The organism is Sphingomonas sp. S2M10 (assembly GCF_012650175.1).
Taxonomy (GTDB): Bacteria; Pseudomonadota; Alphaproteobacteria; order Sphingomonadales; family Sphingomonadaceae; genus Sphingomonas.
Genome location: NZ_JAAILI010000062.1, coordinates 63592 through 78610 on the forward strand (window position 1 = coordinate 63592; position 15019 = coordinate 78610).

At 67.2% G+C, this 15019-nt stretch carries 15 protein-coding genes and 1 tRNA gene; 4 read left to right on the plus strand and 12 right to left on the minus strand.

The annotated features are described in order from the left end of the window. Window positions 1–25: 25 nt before the first annotated feature. The 9 genes from S2M10_RS15925 to S2M10_RS15965 all read right to left on the minus strand — a co-directional run bounded on the left by S2M10_RS15925 (window position 26) and on the right by S2M10_RS15965 (window position 8661). Complete coding sequence (locus S2M10_RS15925; protein ID WP_168846955.1) at window positions 26–640, minus strand: TIGR02281 family clan AA aspartic protease; 615 nt, start codon at window positions 638–640, stop codon at window positions 26–28. Further along, window positions 637–1407: an MBL fold metallo-hydrolase gene (locus tag S2M10_RS15930; protein WP_168847002.1), complete on the minus strand. Its 771-nt coding sequence runs from the start codon at window positions 1405–1407 to the stop codon at window positions 637–639. The genes S2M10_RS15925 and S2M10_RS15930 overlap by 4 nt, the downstream gene beginning before the upstream one ends. Before the next feature lie 25 nt (window positions 1408–1432). Continuing rightward, on the minus strand, window positions 1433–2212 hold the full coding sequence (locus S2M10_RS15935; protein ID WP_168846956.1) for a TatD family hydrolase: 780 nt from the start codon (window positions 2210–2212) through the stop codon (window positions 1433–1435). Beyond that, entirely contained in the window at window positions 2209–3714 is a 1506-nt protein-coding gene (gene metG / locus S2M10_RS15940; protein ID WP_168846957.1) for a methionine--tRNA ligase, read from the minus strand. The genes S2M10_RS15935 and metG overlap by 4 nt, the downstream gene beginning before the upstream one ends. Window positions 3715–3904: 190 nt before the next feature. After that, window positions 3905–4888 (minus strand): DNA polymerase III subunit delta', encoded by a 984-nt coding sequence (locus tag S2M10_RS15945; RefSeq protein WP_168846958.1) that lies wholly within the window; start codon window positions 4886–4888, stop codon window positions 3905–3907. Window positions 4889–4893: 5 nt separating this feature from the next. Then, window positions 4894–6060, minus strand: coding sequence for a D-alanyl-D-alanine carboxypeptidase family protein (locus S2M10_RS15950; protein ID WP_168846959.1), 1167 nt, complete (start codon window positions 6058–6060; stop codon window positions 4894–4896). Window positions 6061–6091: 31 nt separating this feature from the next. After that, window positions 6092–6817, minus strand: a complete 726-nt coding sequence (locus tag S2M10_RS15955) for an SPOR domain-containing protein (RefSeq protein ID WP_168846960.1) — start codon at window positions 6815–6817, stop codon at window positions 6092–6094. A 100-nt stretch (window positions 6818–6917) separates the two neighbouring features. Then, the gene (locus S2M10_RS15960) at window positions 6918–7955 is read right to left on the minus strand and encodes a lytic murein transglycosylase (protein WP_168846961.1); all 1038 of its coding nucleotides are present in this window, start codon (window positions 7953–7955) and stop codon (window positions 6918–6920) included. A 157-nt stretch (window positions 7956–8112) separates the two neighbouring features. Continuing rightward, window positions 8113–8661 (minus strand): FxDxF family PEP-CTERM protein, encoded by a 549-nt coding sequence (locus S2M10_RS15965; RefSeq protein WP_168846962.1) that lies wholly within the window; start codon window positions 8659–8661, stop codon window positions 8113–8115. Window positions 8662–8923: 262 nt separating this feature from the next. Between S2M10_RS15965 and S2M10_RS15970 the strand changes: the two genes are divergently transcribed. The 3 genes from S2M10_RS15970 to S2M10_RS15980 all read left to right on the plus strand — a co-directional run bounded on the left by S2M10_RS15970 (window position 8924) and on the right by S2M10_RS15980 (window position 11291). Next, window positions 8924–9013 (plus strand) — tRNA-Ser (locus S2M10_RS15970). A 159-nt stretch (window positions 9014–9172) separates the two neighbouring features. Continuing rightward, window positions 9173–10420, plus strand: a complete 1248-nt coding sequence (locus tag S2M10_RS15975) for an integrase arm-type DNA-binding domain-containing protein (RefSeq protein WP_168846963.1) — start codon at window positions 9173–9175, stop codon at window positions 10418–10420. Between the two features lie 22 nt (window positions 10421–10442). Then, window positions 10443–11291 (plus strand): helix-turn-helix domain-containing protein, encoded by an 849-nt coding sequence (locus S2M10_RS15980; protein WP_168846964.1) that lies wholly within the window; start codon window positions 10443–10445, stop codon window positions 11289–11291. A 240-nt stretch (window positions 11292–11531) separates the two neighbouring features. On the opposite strand, the gene S2M10_RS15985 is transcribed toward S2M10_RS15980, so the two are convergent. Continuing rightward, entirely contained in the window at window positions 11532–11996 is a 465-nt protein-coding gene (locus tag S2M10_RS15985; RefSeq protein ID WP_168846965.1) for a hypothetical protein, read from the minus strand. Window positions 11997–12057: 61 nt separating this feature from the next. Continuing rightward, a complete protein-coding gene (locus S2M10_RS15990) occupies window positions 12058–13278 on the minus strand; it encodes an integrase arm-type DNA-binding domain-containing protein (protein WP_168846966.1) in 1221 nt (406 codons plus the stop codon). A 51-nt stretch (window positions 13279–13329) separates the two neighbouring features. Here S2M10_RS15990 and S2M10_RS15995 point away from each other — a divergent pair, with 51 nt between their 5' ends. After that, window positions 13330–13893 (plus strand): hypothetical protein, encoded by a 564-nt coding sequence (locus S2M10_RS15995; protein WP_168846967.1) that lies wholly within the window; start codon window positions 13330–13332, stop codon window positions 13891–13893. A 113-nt stretch (window positions 13894–14006) separates the two neighbouring features. On the opposite strand, the gene S2M10_RS16000 is transcribed toward S2M10_RS15995, so the two are convergent. Next, entirely contained in the window at window positions 14007–14804 is a 798-nt protein-coding gene (locus S2M10_RS16000; protein WP_168846968.1) for a DNA adenine methylase, read from the minus strand. Window positions 14805–15019: the final 215 nt, after the last annotated feature.

A 15019-nucleotide genomic window follows, 5' to 3' on the forward strand; every position in this document is an offset into this window, starting at 1 on the left:
CTTCGATCACCAGTGTGCAAGAGCCCTAGCGCGTCGACGTCCGCGCTGTCGGTTCCAGAATCAGCACATTGCCTTCGACCCGCCAGCTGTGCAGCCGCGACAGGAAGTTCATCCCAAGAACGTCGAGCTCGCCGAAATTCTGCGAGACGACCACCCCCACATCCTGCATCCGCAGCGGCCCTAGCGTGATCGTGCCGATCCGCGCGCGGCGCGCCGCGACACTTCCATTCGCCGTCTCGATGATCGCCGGCAGACCGTCCGCCGCCTGGATGTCCGCCGCCTTGGCCGTCCGTTCGGATATGGCGGTGATCGTCGCGCCGCTGTCGATCAGCATCCGGCGCTCGACGCCGTTCAACGACACGCGCGCCCAGAAATGGCCGTCCGGGCTCATCCGGATCCGAACGGTATCGCCCTCGACGCGCTGATCCTCGATACCCAGCCTGGTGCTGAGCGACGACCAAGCCGCCGCCAGCTCGTAGCGATGGCCTACCGCAAGCAGCACCACCAACACGATGGCGGCCCAGCCCAGCAGCGTTCGCACGAACACCCCGAGCCCGATGCGGCGTACCGACAAGGCGCTTACCACCAGCACCAGCGCGCCGACCAGCCAGACCATGTTCACGCCGTCGAACCCGTTCACGCGCACAACTCCAGACCGTCATAGCCCGGCTCGACACCGGCGGGCAGTTCGGCGGCAAGCGTCGCATAATCCATGGAGTGATCCATATGAACCAGCGCGGAACGACCGGGCTTCAGCGCCTCGATCCAGCCGAGCACGTCGGCCAGATGCGGGTGCGTCGGGTGCGGCGCGCGGCGCAGGGCATCGACCACCCACAGGTCCAGACCCGTGTACAGCGCGCGCATCTCCGCCGTCATCTCATGAAAATCCGTGGCATAGCCGATCACCTTGCCACCGGATTCAAATCGCAGCCCTGCCGAGGTGATGCCGCCATGCGGCTGGTCGGCGACGCGGATGCCGATATCGCCGACCTCGAACGCGTCGGGCATCGTCTCCAACGCCACCACCGGCGGATAATATTTTCCTCGCCCTTCAAAGATGTAGGGAAAGCGCTTGCCAAATTGTTCGAAGGTGAACGGCCGCGCCAGGCCGCGCACCGGGGCTCCACCCCGGGCGTGCATCACCTGGCGCAGATCGTCCATGCCGTGGCAGTGATCGGCATGATCGTGCGTCCACAGCACCGCGTCGACATCGGAGACCCGCGCGGCGATCAGCTGCTCGCGCATGTCCGGGCTGGTGTCGATCAGCAGCGTCGTCGTGGCACTGCGCACCAGCACCGACGAGCGCGTGCGGCGGTTGCGCGGCTCGCTGGGATCGCAGGCGCCCCAATCGGGGCCGATACGGGGCACGCCCGAGGACGTGCCCGAGCCGAGGATGCGGATGCTCAGCGCCAAGGGCAGGTCCCCTGCCCGGTCACGCCAGCGTCTTGGCGAAGAGCGTGTGAAAATTGGCGCGCGTCGCCTGGGCGAGCATTTCGGGATCCTCGCCGCGGAGCTTTGCCAGGAACGTGCAGGTGTCCGCCACGAAGGCGGGTTCGCCGGTCTTGCCCCGATGCGGTACCGGGGCGAGGAACGGCGCATCGGTTTCGATCAGCAGCCGCTCGAGCGGCAGCGCGGCGGCGGTTTCCTGCAGGTCTCTGGCGTTCTTGAACGTCACGATACCGGAAATGGATATGTAGAAGCCGAGTTCCAGCGCGATCTCGCCAAAGGCGCGGCTGGCGGTGAAACAATGGATCACGCCGGGGAAGGCCCCCTTCCCCATTTCCTCGCGCAGGATCTCGGCCGTGTCCTCCTCGGCATCGCGGGTATGGACGATGATCGGCAGCTGGGTCTCGCGTGACGCCGCGAGATGCGCGCGGAAGCTCGCCCGCTGGCGATCGCGGTCGCTGTGATCGTAATAGTAATCCAGCCCGCTCTCGCCAATGCCGACCACGCGCGGGTGCCGGGCACGCTCGACCAGCTTGGCGGTGTCGACATGGGGATGCGTGTCCGCCTCGTGCGGGTGGATGCCGACGCTCGCCCAGACGTCCGCTTCGCGCTCGGCGACGGCAATCACCTGGTCCCATTCGTTCTCGCGCGTCGAGATGTTGAGCATCGCCACCACGCCGGCGTCGCGCGCGCGGGCCAGCACCTCGGGCTGCTGTTCCCCGAGACCCTTGTAGATCAGATGGCAATGGCTGTCGGCGAGCTTCATGCGTCCTCGGAAGCTTGGAGTTCAAGTCTCGGAAAGATGGGGGTCGGCGCCGCAATCTTGAAGTCCGCGTCGCCCTCGGGCCCGAGCTGCGCGAGCAGCTTGGCCGCCGAGGTCGGCACGACGGGTTCGATCGTCATGCCCAGACGACGGATCGCCTTGAGCAGCGTGCCGAGCACCGCGTGCATCCGCTCGGGATCGGTCTTGCGGAGCGTCCACGGGGCCTGCGCGTCGATATACTGGTTGCACGCGAACACGCCCGTCATCCACGCCTCAACACCCTGGCTGAGCGCCAGATCTTGGAAGGCGCGACTGAAGGCGGCGCAGGCGGTGTCGACTTCGGTCAGCAGCACCGCATCGGCCTCCTCGGCGCGGCCGACCTGCACCGCGCCTTCGCAATTCTTCGCGATGAAGCTCAGCGTGCGCTGCGCCAGATTGCCGAAACTGTTCGAGAGGTCGGCATTGGCGCGGGTGATGATCGCCTCGTCGCTGAACGTGCCGTCCTGGCCGAAGCTGACGTCGCGCAGCAGGAAATAGCGCAGCGCGTCGACGCCGTAGGTTTCCGCCAGTTCCATCGGATCGACGACGTTGCCGACCGACTTCGACATCTTCTCGCCGCGGTTGAGCAGGAAGCCGTGACCGAACACCTGTTTGGGCAGCGCGATGTCGGCGGACATCAGGAAGGCCGGCCAGTAGACCGTGTGGAAGCGGACGATGTCCTTGCCGATCAGGTGCAGATCGGCCGGCCAGTAGCGCGCCAGCCGCTCGGCATCGTCGGGGAAGCCGGCGCCGGTCAGATAGTTGGTCAGCGCGTCGACCCAGACATACATCACATGTCCGGGCGATCCCGGTACCGGCACGCCCCAGTCGAAGCTGGTGCGACTGACCGAGAGATCGACCAGCCCGCCCTCGACGAAGCGCAGCACTTCGTTGCGGCGCGATTCCGGGCGGATGAAGTCAGGGTTGGCGGCGTAGAAGTCGAGCAAAGGCTGCTGATATTTGGACAGGCGGAAAAACCAGGTTTCCTCCTTGGTCCATTCCACCGGCGTGCCCTGGGGCGAGAGCTTCTGGCCCCCTTCCCCTTCCTGCAGTTCCTTCTCTTCGTAAAAGGCCTCGTCGCGTACCGAGTACCAGCCCTCGTAACGATCGAGATACAGGTCGCCCTTGGCCGCCATCTTCTCCCAGATCGCCTGGCTGGCGCGGTAGTGATCGGCCTCGGAAGTGCGGATGAAACGGTCGCAAGAAATATCGAGTTTCTCCGCCATCACACGGAAATGGCTCGACATTTCGTCGGCAAGTTCGCGCGCGGTCATGTCGCGGGCGCGGGCGGTCTGCACCATCTTGAGGCCATGCTCGTCGGTGCCGGTCTGGAAGAAGACGTCGCGACCCTGCTGGCGCTGGAAGCGCGCGATCGCGTCGGCGGCGATCATCTCATAGGCATGGCCGATATGCGGCCTGCCGTTGGGATAGTGGATCGCGGTGGTGATGTAGAAGGGGTCAGCCATGCCCGCCGCTTTAGGATGCGGCGCAGCAACGGGCAACCTGTACCCTGCCCCACAAACCCTTCGTCATTCCCGCGAATGCGGGAATCCATTTGCCAGGGCGCTGGGGGCTGGAACCGACACTGCAGCGCCAATGGATCCCCGCCTTCGCGGGGATGACGGAGCATATTGGGCTACGGGCGGTTGCCGCCTCTCACCGCCGGGCAAGCCGGGCGAGGATGCCGCTCATCTCGAACACGGTGGCGGTGGCGTCGAGCGACAAGCCCAACGCCGCGCCGGCCAACTCGCGCGCCGCCACATAGGCATCGAGCGCCGTCCGCAGCGCCTCCCCCTCCAGCCGCTTTGCACGTGCGGCGATGAAGCTGGGCACGCGCTCCAGGAACGCCTCGTAGCGCGGCTGCGCTGCTTTGGCACCGAGCTGGCGACCGAGTCGGGTTCGCAGCGCATTGTCCGGATCGCCGTAGTCGGCGAGCTGCGCCATGTCCGCTTCCAGCGCCGACAGGTCGAGCCCGGCGAAGCGCAGCGCACGGCCCGGCGAGCCCTCGGCTGCCTCGACCAGCGCCGCGATCTCAATCTCGCTCGCTTCGGGAATCTGGCGGCGGAGCACCGTCGTCGTCTCGGCATCACTCAGCGGCTCGAACCGCAGCAGCCGGCAGCGCGAGCGGATCGTCGGCAGCAGCCTGCCCGGCGCGTGGCTCACCAGCAGAAAGATCGTACCCGCCGGCGGCTCCTCGAGGTTCTTGAGCAGCGCATTGGCACCGCCGCGCTCGAGATCGTCGATCGCATCGATGATCACCACCCGGCGCGGGCTCAGCGACGGCTTGGTCGCGAACAGCGGCTGGAGGCTGCGCACCTGCGCGATGGTGATCGAGCGGGCCAGCGCCTCCTCCGGCTTGTCCGCATCCTTGGGCAGCCGGGCGAGGATCTTGAGGTCCGGATGGCTGCCCGCGGCGATCAGGCTCGCGGTGCGGGTCGACTCCGGCACGTCCCAGCCCGGCATCAGCCGGTCGGGCTCGGCGGCCTCCGCCAGCATCCGCGCGGCGGCGATGCGGGCGAAGCCCCCCTTCCCCACGCCCTCGGGCCCGGCGATCAGCCAGGCATGGTGCAACGCCCCGCTCGCCATGGCGGCGGCGAGCGCGTCGCGGGCTTGGCGGTTGCCGATCAGGGCGTCGGCCAAGGCGATCAGGCCAGGTGGAGCAGCGACATCAGCCCCGCCCAGGCGCGGCCGAAAAAGCCGGCCGGGCCGACATCCTCGGCGGCGACCAGCGGCAGCACCTGCTGCGGCATGCCTTCGCCTTCGATGATCAGGTCGGCGATATGGTCGCCCTTCTTGAACCCGGCCTTGACCGGACCCTGATAGACGATCTTGCCAGCCAGCTTGGGGCTCAGGCCCGAGGGCAGCGTGATGTTGAGGTCGCGCGGCGCCACGACCGCCACCTGGTTGGCGGTGCCGCCCTGCACGTCGACGGTGCCGACCGTGCGGTCCTTCTTCACCACCGGCTTGGTGCTCCAAGCGGCGAAGCCCCAGCGCATGAAGCGCACGGATTCATCGGCGCGGCCGCTATAGGTGTCGAGCCCCGCCAGCACCATCACCAGGCGGCGGCCATTCTGCTCGGCCGAGCCGGTGAAGCCGTAGCCCGCCTCTTCGGTATGGCCGGTCTTGAGGCCGTCGGCGCCCGGCACCTTGCCGAGCAGCGGATCGCGGTTGCCCTGCTCGATCGCGGCGCCCGCGCCCAGGGTCTTGCCCCAGGTGAAGCTCGGCAGCGAATAGAAGGACTTGTAGAGATCGGGGAAGTCGCGGATCGTCGCCGCCGCGAGATGCGCCAGGTCGCGCGCGGTCACATAGGTGCGGCCTTCATCGGGCCAGCCGTTCGACGTGCCGAAATGGCTGTTGGTGAGGCCGATCTTCTTGGCCCGATCGTTCATCAGGTTGACGAAGCCCTCCTCGGTGCCCGCAATGCCTTCCGCCAGCACGACGCAGGCGTCGTTGCCGGAGAGCGTCACGATGCCCTTGAGCAGATCCGCCACGGTCGGCTGCTCGCCGACGCCGAGGAACATGGTCGAGCCCTGCGAATGCCACTTCTTCCAGGTCTCGGGCCGCACCTCGATCTTCTGGTCGAGCTTGAGCTCGCCCTTCTTGATCAGGTCGAACGCGACATAGACCGTCATCATCTTCGCCATCGAGGCGGGCGGCATGCGGCGATCGGCATCCTTGGCGAACAGCACCGCGCCCGAGGACATGTCCTCCATGTACGCGATCGGCGCTGGCGTCGGGAAATCCGGGCCGGCGGCCTGCAGCGGTGCGGCAATGGCGAGCGCCAGGAACGAGACGGCGGCGAGCTTCTTCATGATGATCGGTCCAGAACGCGAGTAATTACCCCTATCGGACCGTGGTGCGGCGCGCATCTCCAAACCCGGCCCGAACGGCCTCCGCCCGTGCCCGCTCCGCTGCCGCCTCCGTCGCGAAGGGGCCGAGCTGGACGCGGTAGAGCCCGCCCCCTGCCTTTACGAAGCCCTTTAGCTTTTGGGCAAGCATCTGTGCGCGCTCCGGCGAAGAAAGTGCGGCCACCTGCACCAGATACCGGCCTTGGGCGGCGGCAATCCTGGTGGCGGGCCTCGACCTGGGCGCTACAGCGTTGTTGGCCACCCGACGCGGGAGGACGTCGACGATCGGATCGGGCTGCGGTGGCGGTGGCGGTGGCGGTGGCGGCAGGGGCTCGCTCGCGTCGATCCGCGGCGGCAGCTGCAGGCGCAAGGCCCGCAGCAGCGCGGGCGGCGAATCGATCCGCGGCTGCGCCGCGCCGGCGCTGCGCAGCGCGGCCTGGTCCTCGGAGGACGGGCGCACAGCCCGGATCCGCACCGCCGCCAGTCGGTCGGCGGGAAGCCCGAGCTGGGCGGCCGCGCCTTCGGAAATCGCCGCGATCGCCCCCGGTGCTGCCTCCACCGTCTCGGTGATCCGGACGAGGATCGTGCGGCCGCTGTCGAGCGCGGTCACCTCGGCATAGCTTTCGGCCGGGAGCCCCGGGCTTACCGCCAGCGCGGCGGCGCCAAGGGGCTGCACGGCGGCATAGCCAACCGCGTCGTAGCGCCCCTCCCCCGGTTGCATCTGCGAGGTTCCGTGCGGCCCGCTCGCCGTGCGGGTCGGGTCAACATCCTGGGCATGGGCGCTTGCTGCGGCAACCAGCGCAAGGGCGAACGAGAAAGGGCTAGCGTTCCACGGCATCGGCCAGCAGGCCTACCGACAAAGCGTAAAAATTCGAGCAATTGTAATCGAGGATCACGCGGTAATTGCCGGTGAGCAGATAGGCAGTCGCACCCTGGCCGTCCGGCTCGAGCAGCGTCGCCAGCACATCATCCCCCGGCCAGGCCCGCGCCTGCGGCACGACGCCCAGCGCGCGCCATTCCGCCATCGTCTTCCATTGGCTCTGCCGGCCATGGACGCGCGGGCAGCGCGGGCTGTTGGTGCGGTTGGCGATCAGCCGCCGATCGAGCGAGGCCGGCACCGAAACGGCAAACCCCCAGGGCACCCCTGCACGCCATCCGGCATTCACGAAATAATTGCCGATCGAGGCGAGCGTATCGGCGTCGCTGTTCCAGATGTCCGCCACCCCGTCCCCGTCGCCGTCGCGTGCGAGACGGAGATAGACGCTGGGCAGGAATTGCGGCCCACCGAACGCGCCGGCCCAGCTGCCGACCAGCTTCTCGCGCGGCACGCCGCGATCGATCATCTTGAGCGTGGCGATGAATTCCTCGGCGAACAGGCTCCGGCGGCGACCCTCATAGGCGAGGCTCGCGAGCGCACGCGGCAGATCGAACCCGCCCATCACCCGGCCATAGCTGGTCTCGTGCCCCCAGATCGCCACCATGATCGATTCGGGCACGCCTGTTTCGCGCTCGATCGCCGAAAGTCGCCCGCGCGCGCGCAGATAAGCGGCGCGGCCGCGGGTGATGCGATCGGCATCGACATGGCGGGCGCGATACGGCGCAAAGGCCGGGATCGGCGCATTCGGGCTGCTTTCCGGCTGCTGGCGATCCAGCTCGACCACGCGGGCATTGTAGGTGAGCGTGGAAAGCACCGCGTCGATCGTGCGACGACTGACCCCGGCGGCGGCGGCCTGCGACCCGAGCGTCTGGAGATAGCGCTGGAACCCGGCTTCGTCCTGCGCCAGCGCAGGGCGGGTCGGCAGGGCAAAGGCAAACGCGATACCGGCGATCCCGGCGAGGAACGAGCGAACACGCAACATCACGCGGCTGTTGCACAGCAGCGCGCAGACAGAAACCCCGCTCGGCGCTGCAACGCGACGAAAACCGGCGCGGGCGGCGACCAAAGGAAAAACACCGGCCGCGCGGGGCGACCGGTGTCCTTCGATCCAGCGCACCCGGGGGTGCGACGGCTATCGTTCAGGCGAGCGCGACGCGCGCGGTGTTGCGACGACGCAGCGCGCCGCCCACGAACGCGAAGCCGCCGATCATCATTGCCCAGCTGGCGGGCTCCGGAACCGGGGCGAAGGTCGCCTGGGCGCCATACGAGCCGTTGCCGCGCGACAGGCCCTTGATCACGATGGTGTTTTCCTTGCCGGCGAGGATCGGCACATCGTTGGCGAACACGGCCTCGTTCAGGCCGCCGAAGGTGCCGGTCAGCGCCACGCCGTTGAACAGGACCGAGAACAGGTCGAGGTCGTTCGCTGCCTTGAGCTTCACCGCGCTGGTGTTGATCGAGGCGCTGCCGGTGAGCGAGGCCGGGAGGGTGAAGCTGTAGATGTGCTCGAAATTGCCGGCCTTGATGCCCGCCTTGCCGAAATCGGCCGAGTAGGTGCCATCGGTGCCGAGCACGATGCTCATATTGGCGCCGGTGTAGTTGGTGGTGATCACCGGTGCGGCCTGCGCCGGAGCCGAGAAGGAAAGGACGGCGGCGATGGCGCCGAGTGCCGGAAGAAGCTTGCTGATCATGAACCCTCTGTTTCGCTGGTATCGAATGGTGTGTCGGACGATTGCCGTACGCCCCTTTCGAACTACGCTTCCCGCCGCCGTCTTCAACAACACGCTGGTCCCGAACGGGGACCACGTCCCGTCGCGGAACAGCGCGCGGGATTTGTTTACGATCTTTGTCGCTTCGCCCGCACCGACTCGACGATGCGACGCTGCTCGGCGCTGTCATATCGGGGGGTGGATTGATCCCGACGCGAAGTCGCACTAGGCGCTGACGTCGCGCGGAGAGGTGGCCGAGTGGTTTAAGGCAGCGGTCTTGAAAACCGCCGTGGGTGGAAGCTCACCGTGGGTTCGAATCCCACCCTCTCCGCCAGCGGGCGTTTCCCGCTTGTCGCATCGGGTCGCAAAAATGGTCGTTTTGCGAGAGCGCTAAAGCCCGATCTTGTCGCATCCTGTTGCTTTGAATCGCAGGGTAGCGCAAACGTCCTCGGGGCATTTTGGGGGCATCGCCCCTACACTCTGGGGGCTTCGCTTGCTTACCGACGCGAAATGCCGCGCTGCCAAGGCTACGGGCAAGGCCTACAAGCTTTCGGACGCGCGGGGCTTATATTTGTTTGTGACCGCCTCGGGCTATCGCTCCTGGCGCTGGAAATATCGCCTGCGGGGCAAGGAGCAGAAGCTCGTGCTCGGCAGCTACCCCGATATGTCGCTCAGCAAGGCGCGCGATTCGCGCGACGCTGCATCGCTGATGTTGCGGGAGGGCAGCGACCCGTCGCTGATGAAGAAGCGCGGGGCCCCCATCGGTACCCCTACGCTGAAGCAACTCGCGGAAGAGTGGATCGAGCAACAGAAGGTCACCTGGGTGGAACGCCACGCCCAGGACGTGCAACGCAGTCTCGAGCGGGACGTGTACCCGCACCTGGGCGAAGTGCTGATCACCGAGATCACGCCGCCGGACATCCTGCGACTGCTCCGCGCGATCGAGGCGCGGCCTGCGATCGAGACAGCGCATCGGGTGTGCCAGCGCCTGGACGCGGTTTTCGCCTTCGGCATCGCCTGCGCGCGTGCGACCAGCAACCCGGCGGCGGAGGTGCATGGAGCCCTTCGGCCGGTGAAGCGCGGCCGCCAGCCGGCGCTGCGGTCGATCGACGAGGCGCGGCAGCTGCTGATCGAGAGCGAGAAGCAACCCGGTCAGCCGCTGGTGAAGATCGCTTCTCGCCTGCTTGCCCTCACGGCCGTGCGGCCGGGCGTGATCCGGCTGGCGCAGCCGCACGAGCTGGAGGATCTCGACGGGGCCGAACCGATCTGGCGCGTCCCGGCCGAGAAAATGAAGCTCTCGCTCGAGCGCAAGGAGGACCCAGCGTTCGAGTTCATCGTTCCGCTGGCACCCCAGGCGGTGGCTCTGTTCAAGCTTGCGACTCGACTGACGCGGCCCGGGCCCTATCTGTTTCCGAACCTGCGACATGCGCATCGGCCGATGAGCGACGCGGCGATCGGGACGATGTACAACCGGCTTTCGGAATTTCGTGGGCGCCATGTTCCGCACGGCTGGCGCTCGACCTTCTCGACGACGATGAACGAGCTCGCCGAGCGCGAAGGTCGGCCAGGCGACCAAGCCGTCATCGATCTCATGCTCGCGCACAAGCCGAAGGGTGTGGAGTTCGCATACAATCGCGCGGCCTACATGCCGCGCCGACGCGAGATCGCTCGGCTCTGGGCGGATCTGCTACTCGAGGGACTGGCGCCGGCCGAGACGCTCCTGGATCTGCCGCGCCGCTGACGCGCTTCGGCGGGGGCCGCGCATGACGGCCCGCTCGGTCAAGCAGATCCTCAAGGGTGTCAGCGCGAGCCTGCAGGGGAAGACCCGCGGGCCCGATCACGATCCCGAGGGGAAGCGACGCACGCCGCATCGCGACAGCTATGATGTCGACGACGTCCGCGCGAAACCGTGGCGGCCGATCGGCGACGGCAGCGTCCGCCAGGGCCTGGCCTATCGCGAAGCGCTGATCCAGGCAGCGAAGGAGCTGTATCAGCAGCTCTGGCGCGATTACCCCCTGCCCGAGGTGCGCGAGGCGCGCGCCCGCTTTGCAGCCCTCTCGGCCGAGCTCGACGAGTTCGTCGCCGGCGGCGCGGCGCCAACCGGCCGCCCTGCCCTCATCCGCCAGGAGCTTGGTCGACTCAGCGGCTATCTGAATGCCGCCGACGCCCGCTTGCGCCGCGTCGACCTCACGGTTCTCGAGGCGGTGCTGCAGACGCTCGACTTCGCCACCGGCCGGCTATTCCCGGCGATCGACACGATCGCGACGCGCGCCGGCTGCCACCGCAACAGCGTGATCGCGGCGCTCCGGCGGCTGCGCGACCATGGCCTCATCTCGTGGGTGCGGCGGACGATCAAGACGGCGAACGAGGGCGAGTTCGCACCGCAGCGCGAGCAGACCAGCAACGCCTACTATTTCGAGCACCGCACCAAGATGGCTGCGCGGGTCTTCCAGCGCTATTGCCAGCTCCTGGTGACGAAGCTCCGACGATTAGGCGGCGTGCCCCAGGCGTTCGCCCAGCGCGGCCCTCGCGAGCCCCAAGACCCTGCGCTCCGCCAGGCGCTTGACGCCTTGGGCGCGGGTGTCGCCCTTCGCGAAAGCGCGAGTACATAGAATGTGCTCTGTCCGCCCTGAGAATCTAAGGAAATGAGGAATGGGCTCGCTTGAGCGAGCCCATGCGCCAGTTTGCTTTCCCCCCATGGCCGAAAGGTCCCACACCCTTCCACCGGATTGCCCAGCGCGGCAGTCAGGACCGGGCGGCTTGCGCCGCCCGATGGCTATCGTGGGGGGAGAGCACGATCCGTGCCATTCGAGCCGCGGCGGGGCCGCTCGTGGAGAGGCTGCCGGGCGCGCTCATGGCCAGGCCGGCCGCATCGCGGCCTCCGCGACCTGCACGTCTGGAAAATGCAGACCTTCCGGCCGCTCGCCATGAACCGGACCATCGCCGGCCGAGGTAACGGTGCGCAGCACCTTGAACCGATCGAGCGCGTCAGCGACCAGATTCGCCGCGGTCGCGCGCGCATCCCTCCAGCGGTCCGGTACCGAGGATAGCCACATGGACCGGAGCGCGCCCGGGAACGCCTCGATCGCGGCGATCACCACCAGCTGCAGCTCGGTTCGGTCCAGATCCCGCGCCGCGGCCACGTCGAAGATGGACAGCCGGCCGAGCTCGCGCGCCAGGACCTCGGCCGCCAGTTGCGGGCGTCTCGCCTGGAACATCGCCTTGATGTCCGCGCGCCGCCAATGGCGCATGCCGGAATAGATCTGATAGGTCAGTTCGTCGCGGTCGACCTGCCGCATTCGCGTCGTCAGTGACATGTTCGCCTCCTGGATGAGGCCGCATGTTCTCTTTTCGTTCGCCGTTTCGTTCAACCCCGGATCACACCGAGATCAGCGCGGCCCATTCCTGGAACAGCGCGCGCCGGCGGCGCATCTGCGCCGACCGATTGTAGGCCGCTTCGACCTTGTCCTTGGGCGCGTGGCCCAGCGCCAGGTCGATGGCGGCGCGCTCGAGCGGCCGCCGCTCGTTCATCACCGTGGCGAAGCTGGCGCGCCAGCCGTGCGGCACATGGCGGCCAGCATAGCCGGCCCGGTCGTAGAGGTCCCCGATCGCGCTCTCGCCGATCGCCGCGGATCCGCTGCGGCCGGGGAACACCAACGCGCCGGCGCCGGCGATCGCTCGCGCCTGGCGCAAGACATCGACAGCCTCGACGGAGAGCGGCACCAGGTGGTCGAACGCGCGATCGCGCTTCTTCGCGGCCGAGAGCTTCATGCGCGCCGCCGGCACCCGCCAAAGCGGCAGCGTGGGGCCGGTCAGAGTGCCCGCCCAGTCTATGCCCTCGAATTCCGACCAGGTCGCGCCGCGCAGTGCGCCGAGGCGCACCGCGGTGAGGGCGAGGAAGCGTGACGCGAGCTTGACGATCGGCGCGGCTTTCACGTCCTCGGCCGCGCCGAGCAGGGCGCGGATCTCCACGAGCTCCAAGATCGCCGCCTGACGGCCACCATGGGCCTGCGGGCGAAGCGCCCTCTTCACGATCGCCGCCGGATCGGCGCTGGCCTCGCCGATTGAGATCGCAAAGCCGAACACGGCCGAGATCCGTTGGCGCACCCGGCGCGCGGTCTCGCCGGCGCCGCGATCCTCGATGGCGCGAAGAACCTGAAGGATCGCGGGAGGAGTGATGGTGCCAAGTGCCATATGACCGATCGTTGCGAACACGTCACGCTCCATGCTAGTCAAGACGTCGGTCGCGTGTGCCTCAGTCCAACCCGGGCACTGGTGGGAATGCCAGGCGCGCGCGGCCACCTCGAAAGTCCAGGCGGCATCGTCTGCGGAGTGAGCCGCACGCCGTCGAGCGACGCACGGATCGTCGCCGCGGCGCAGCTGCTCACGCGCCTGATCGCACTGGGCGCGGGCATCGGCCAGTGTCACCTCGGGCCAGCTGCCGATCGTCAGCAGCTTTTCACGCCCCTGCAGGCGGAACTTCATGCGCCAGGACTTCAGACCGGTGGGAGCAACGAAAAGATAGAGACCGCGCTCGTCGGCCATCTTGTAGGCGCGCGATCGCGCGCCGGCGGCTTTCACCGCGGCGTTGGTCAGCATATACGGGGGCCTCAAATCGACGGCGTTCAGCCGTTCATCGTTGGGGGCAGTGTGATCGAAGGTTCAGAGGTTGAGCCAATCCCGTCGAAGCTGGCAGATCACTTCGCGAAGCGGCTCGAGGGGACTTCCGCGCAGCAAGTCACGCACCTGATGGAGTCGTCAAAATGGTTGTCGGCGTCGCTGCTCGTCATCAACAGTGGCGCGGCAGTTTTCACTCTGCAGGGTGTGGAAAAGCTCGGGTCGCCTTGGCTACCGATCGTTCTGTTTGGCCTCGGCATCCTGCTGTCGCTGTTGAACGCAGTTCTGATCCAGGAGTTTGTACAATCAGGGTTGCCATCGCTCGAGGCACTCATTGCTTTCTGGCGGAGGGCTGAAATCGACGGCGAGTTCGATCGCGCTGAGTTGCAGTCGCTGAAAGCCGGGATCGCCAAGGTCAATCGGAGGTCGTTCCTACCGCCGCTGGTCGGTTGGTTTTCAGGATTGGCCTTCGTAACAGGTGGCCTGGTGGTTTCGACTGACTTAGTCGAGCAGTCGAGAATGGCGAGGCAGGCAACGGTCCATCAACCTTCGGTTGTTACGCCGCCCGGGGCAAACCCTCGTGAGGGCCAGAAATGATCGCAAACACGGCGGAGGAATTGTCCGCCGTGCTCGCGCTCATTTTTGGCAGAAAAGCCCGATTCGGGCGCGCGCGCCGCGCGGACCGTACCCCGATTTATACCCCCAGCTGATCAGGCATAGTTGCGGATGATCAGCTCGCCGACCTTGCTCTGCGCGCCTACCCGGGCACCGACCGACCAGGTGGTCTCGACGTCCTCGAGGACAAATCGGCCGAACACCTCGCGGGCGCCCGGCGTGTCGTTGATGGATAGCAGGAATTTGCCCTGGATACCGGCGAGCTGCTCGGCCAGGCGCGCGAAGTCCTCGCGATCGAAGACGCCCGCGCCGTAGTCGCCCTCGCAACCCCAATACGGAGGGTCGAGATAGAACAGCGTGTCGGGACGATCATAGCGCCTGATGAATTCGGCATAGGGTAACTGCTCGATCGTGACGCTCGAAAGCCGGCGGTGGATCGCCCGAAGCTTCGGCTCAAGCCGGCCCGGGTTGTAGCGCGCGGGACTTCCGGCATCAGTCCCGAAGGTCCGGGCCTTCACCTTGCCGCCATAGGAAAGGCGCTGCAGGAACAGGAAGCGATCGGCGCGCTCCAGGTCGGTCAGCGAACTGGGATCCTGTCGGCGGAGCCGCTCAAACTCGACCCGGCTGGAAAGCCGCCAGCGCATCAGGTCGAGAAGCGCCTCGGGGTGCCGCTGCAGCACGCGAAAGAAGTTCGCGACGTCGCCGCTGATGTCGTTGATCGCCTCGGCGCGCGCCGCCGATCGCCGGCGAAGGAACACGCCGCCCATGCCGACGAACGGCTCCGCGTAGAGCCGGTGCGGCACCGCTTCGATGCGTTCGATCAGGCGGGTCGCGAGACGGCGCTTGCCGCCGAGATAGCCGGCAGCCGGCTCGACCGCTGCAGTTGCAGTCATGTAGCTTAGATCCTTTCTGAGAAAGGCACGTCGGCTACGCCGTGCATCGGTGAGTGCCGGCGCGACCGCGCCGGCGGGTGTTCCGCGCCGATCGGCGCAGGAATTCGGTGATGAAGGTTGAGCGAGCTCACGCGCGGCTAGCGCCCGAAAGCCGGGCGGTTAGCCGCGCGTGAACCAAAGGGAAACGCGCCCTGCGTATTTCCCGAAGGTCTTAC

Excerpts from the sequence above, each read along its gene's own strand:
- S2M10_RS15935 (WP_168846956.1), bottom strand. The coding sequence starts at position 2,212 with ATGAAGCTCGCCGACAGCCATTGCCATCTGATCTACAAGGGTCTCGGG.
- metG (WP_168846957.1), bottom strand. The coding sequence starts at position 3,714 with ATGGCTGACCCCTTCTACATCACCACCGCGATCCACTATCCCAACGGC.
- S2M10_RS15950 (WP_168846959.1), bottom strand. The coding sequence starts at position 6,060 with ATGAAGAAGCTCGCCGCCGTCTCGTTCCTGGCGCTCGCCATTGCCGCA.
- S2M10_RS15955 (WP_168846960.1), bottom strand. The coding sequence starts at position 6,817 with ATGCAACCGGGGGAGGGGCGCTACGACGCGGTTGGCTATGCCGCCGTG.
- S2M10_RS15960 (WP_168846961.1), bottom strand. The coding sequence starts at position 7,955 with ATGTTGCGTGTTCGCTCGTTCCTCGCCGGGATCGCCGGTATCGCGTTT.
- S2M10_RS15965 (WP_168846962.1), bottom strand. The coding sequence starts at position 8,661 with ATGATCAGCAAGCTTCTTCCGGCACTCGGCGCCATCGCCGCCGTCCTT.
- S2M10_RS15980 (WP_168846964.1), top strand. The coding sequence starts at position 10,443 with ATGACGGCCCGCTCGGTCAAGCAGATCCTCAAGGGTGTCAGCGCGAGC.
- S2M10_RS15985 (WP_168846965.1), bottom strand. The coding sequence starts at position 11,996 with ATGTCACTGACGACGCGAATGCGGCAGGTCGACCGCGACGAACTGACC.
- S2M10_RS15990 (WP_168846966.1), bottom strand. The coding sequence starts at position 13,278 with ATGCTGACCAACGCCGCGGTGAAAGCCGCCGGCGCGCGATCGCGCGCC.
- S2M10_RS16000 (WP_168846968.1), bottom strand. The coding sequence starts at position 14,804 with ATGACTGCAACTGCAGCGGTCGAGCCGGCTGCCGGCTATCTCGGCGGC.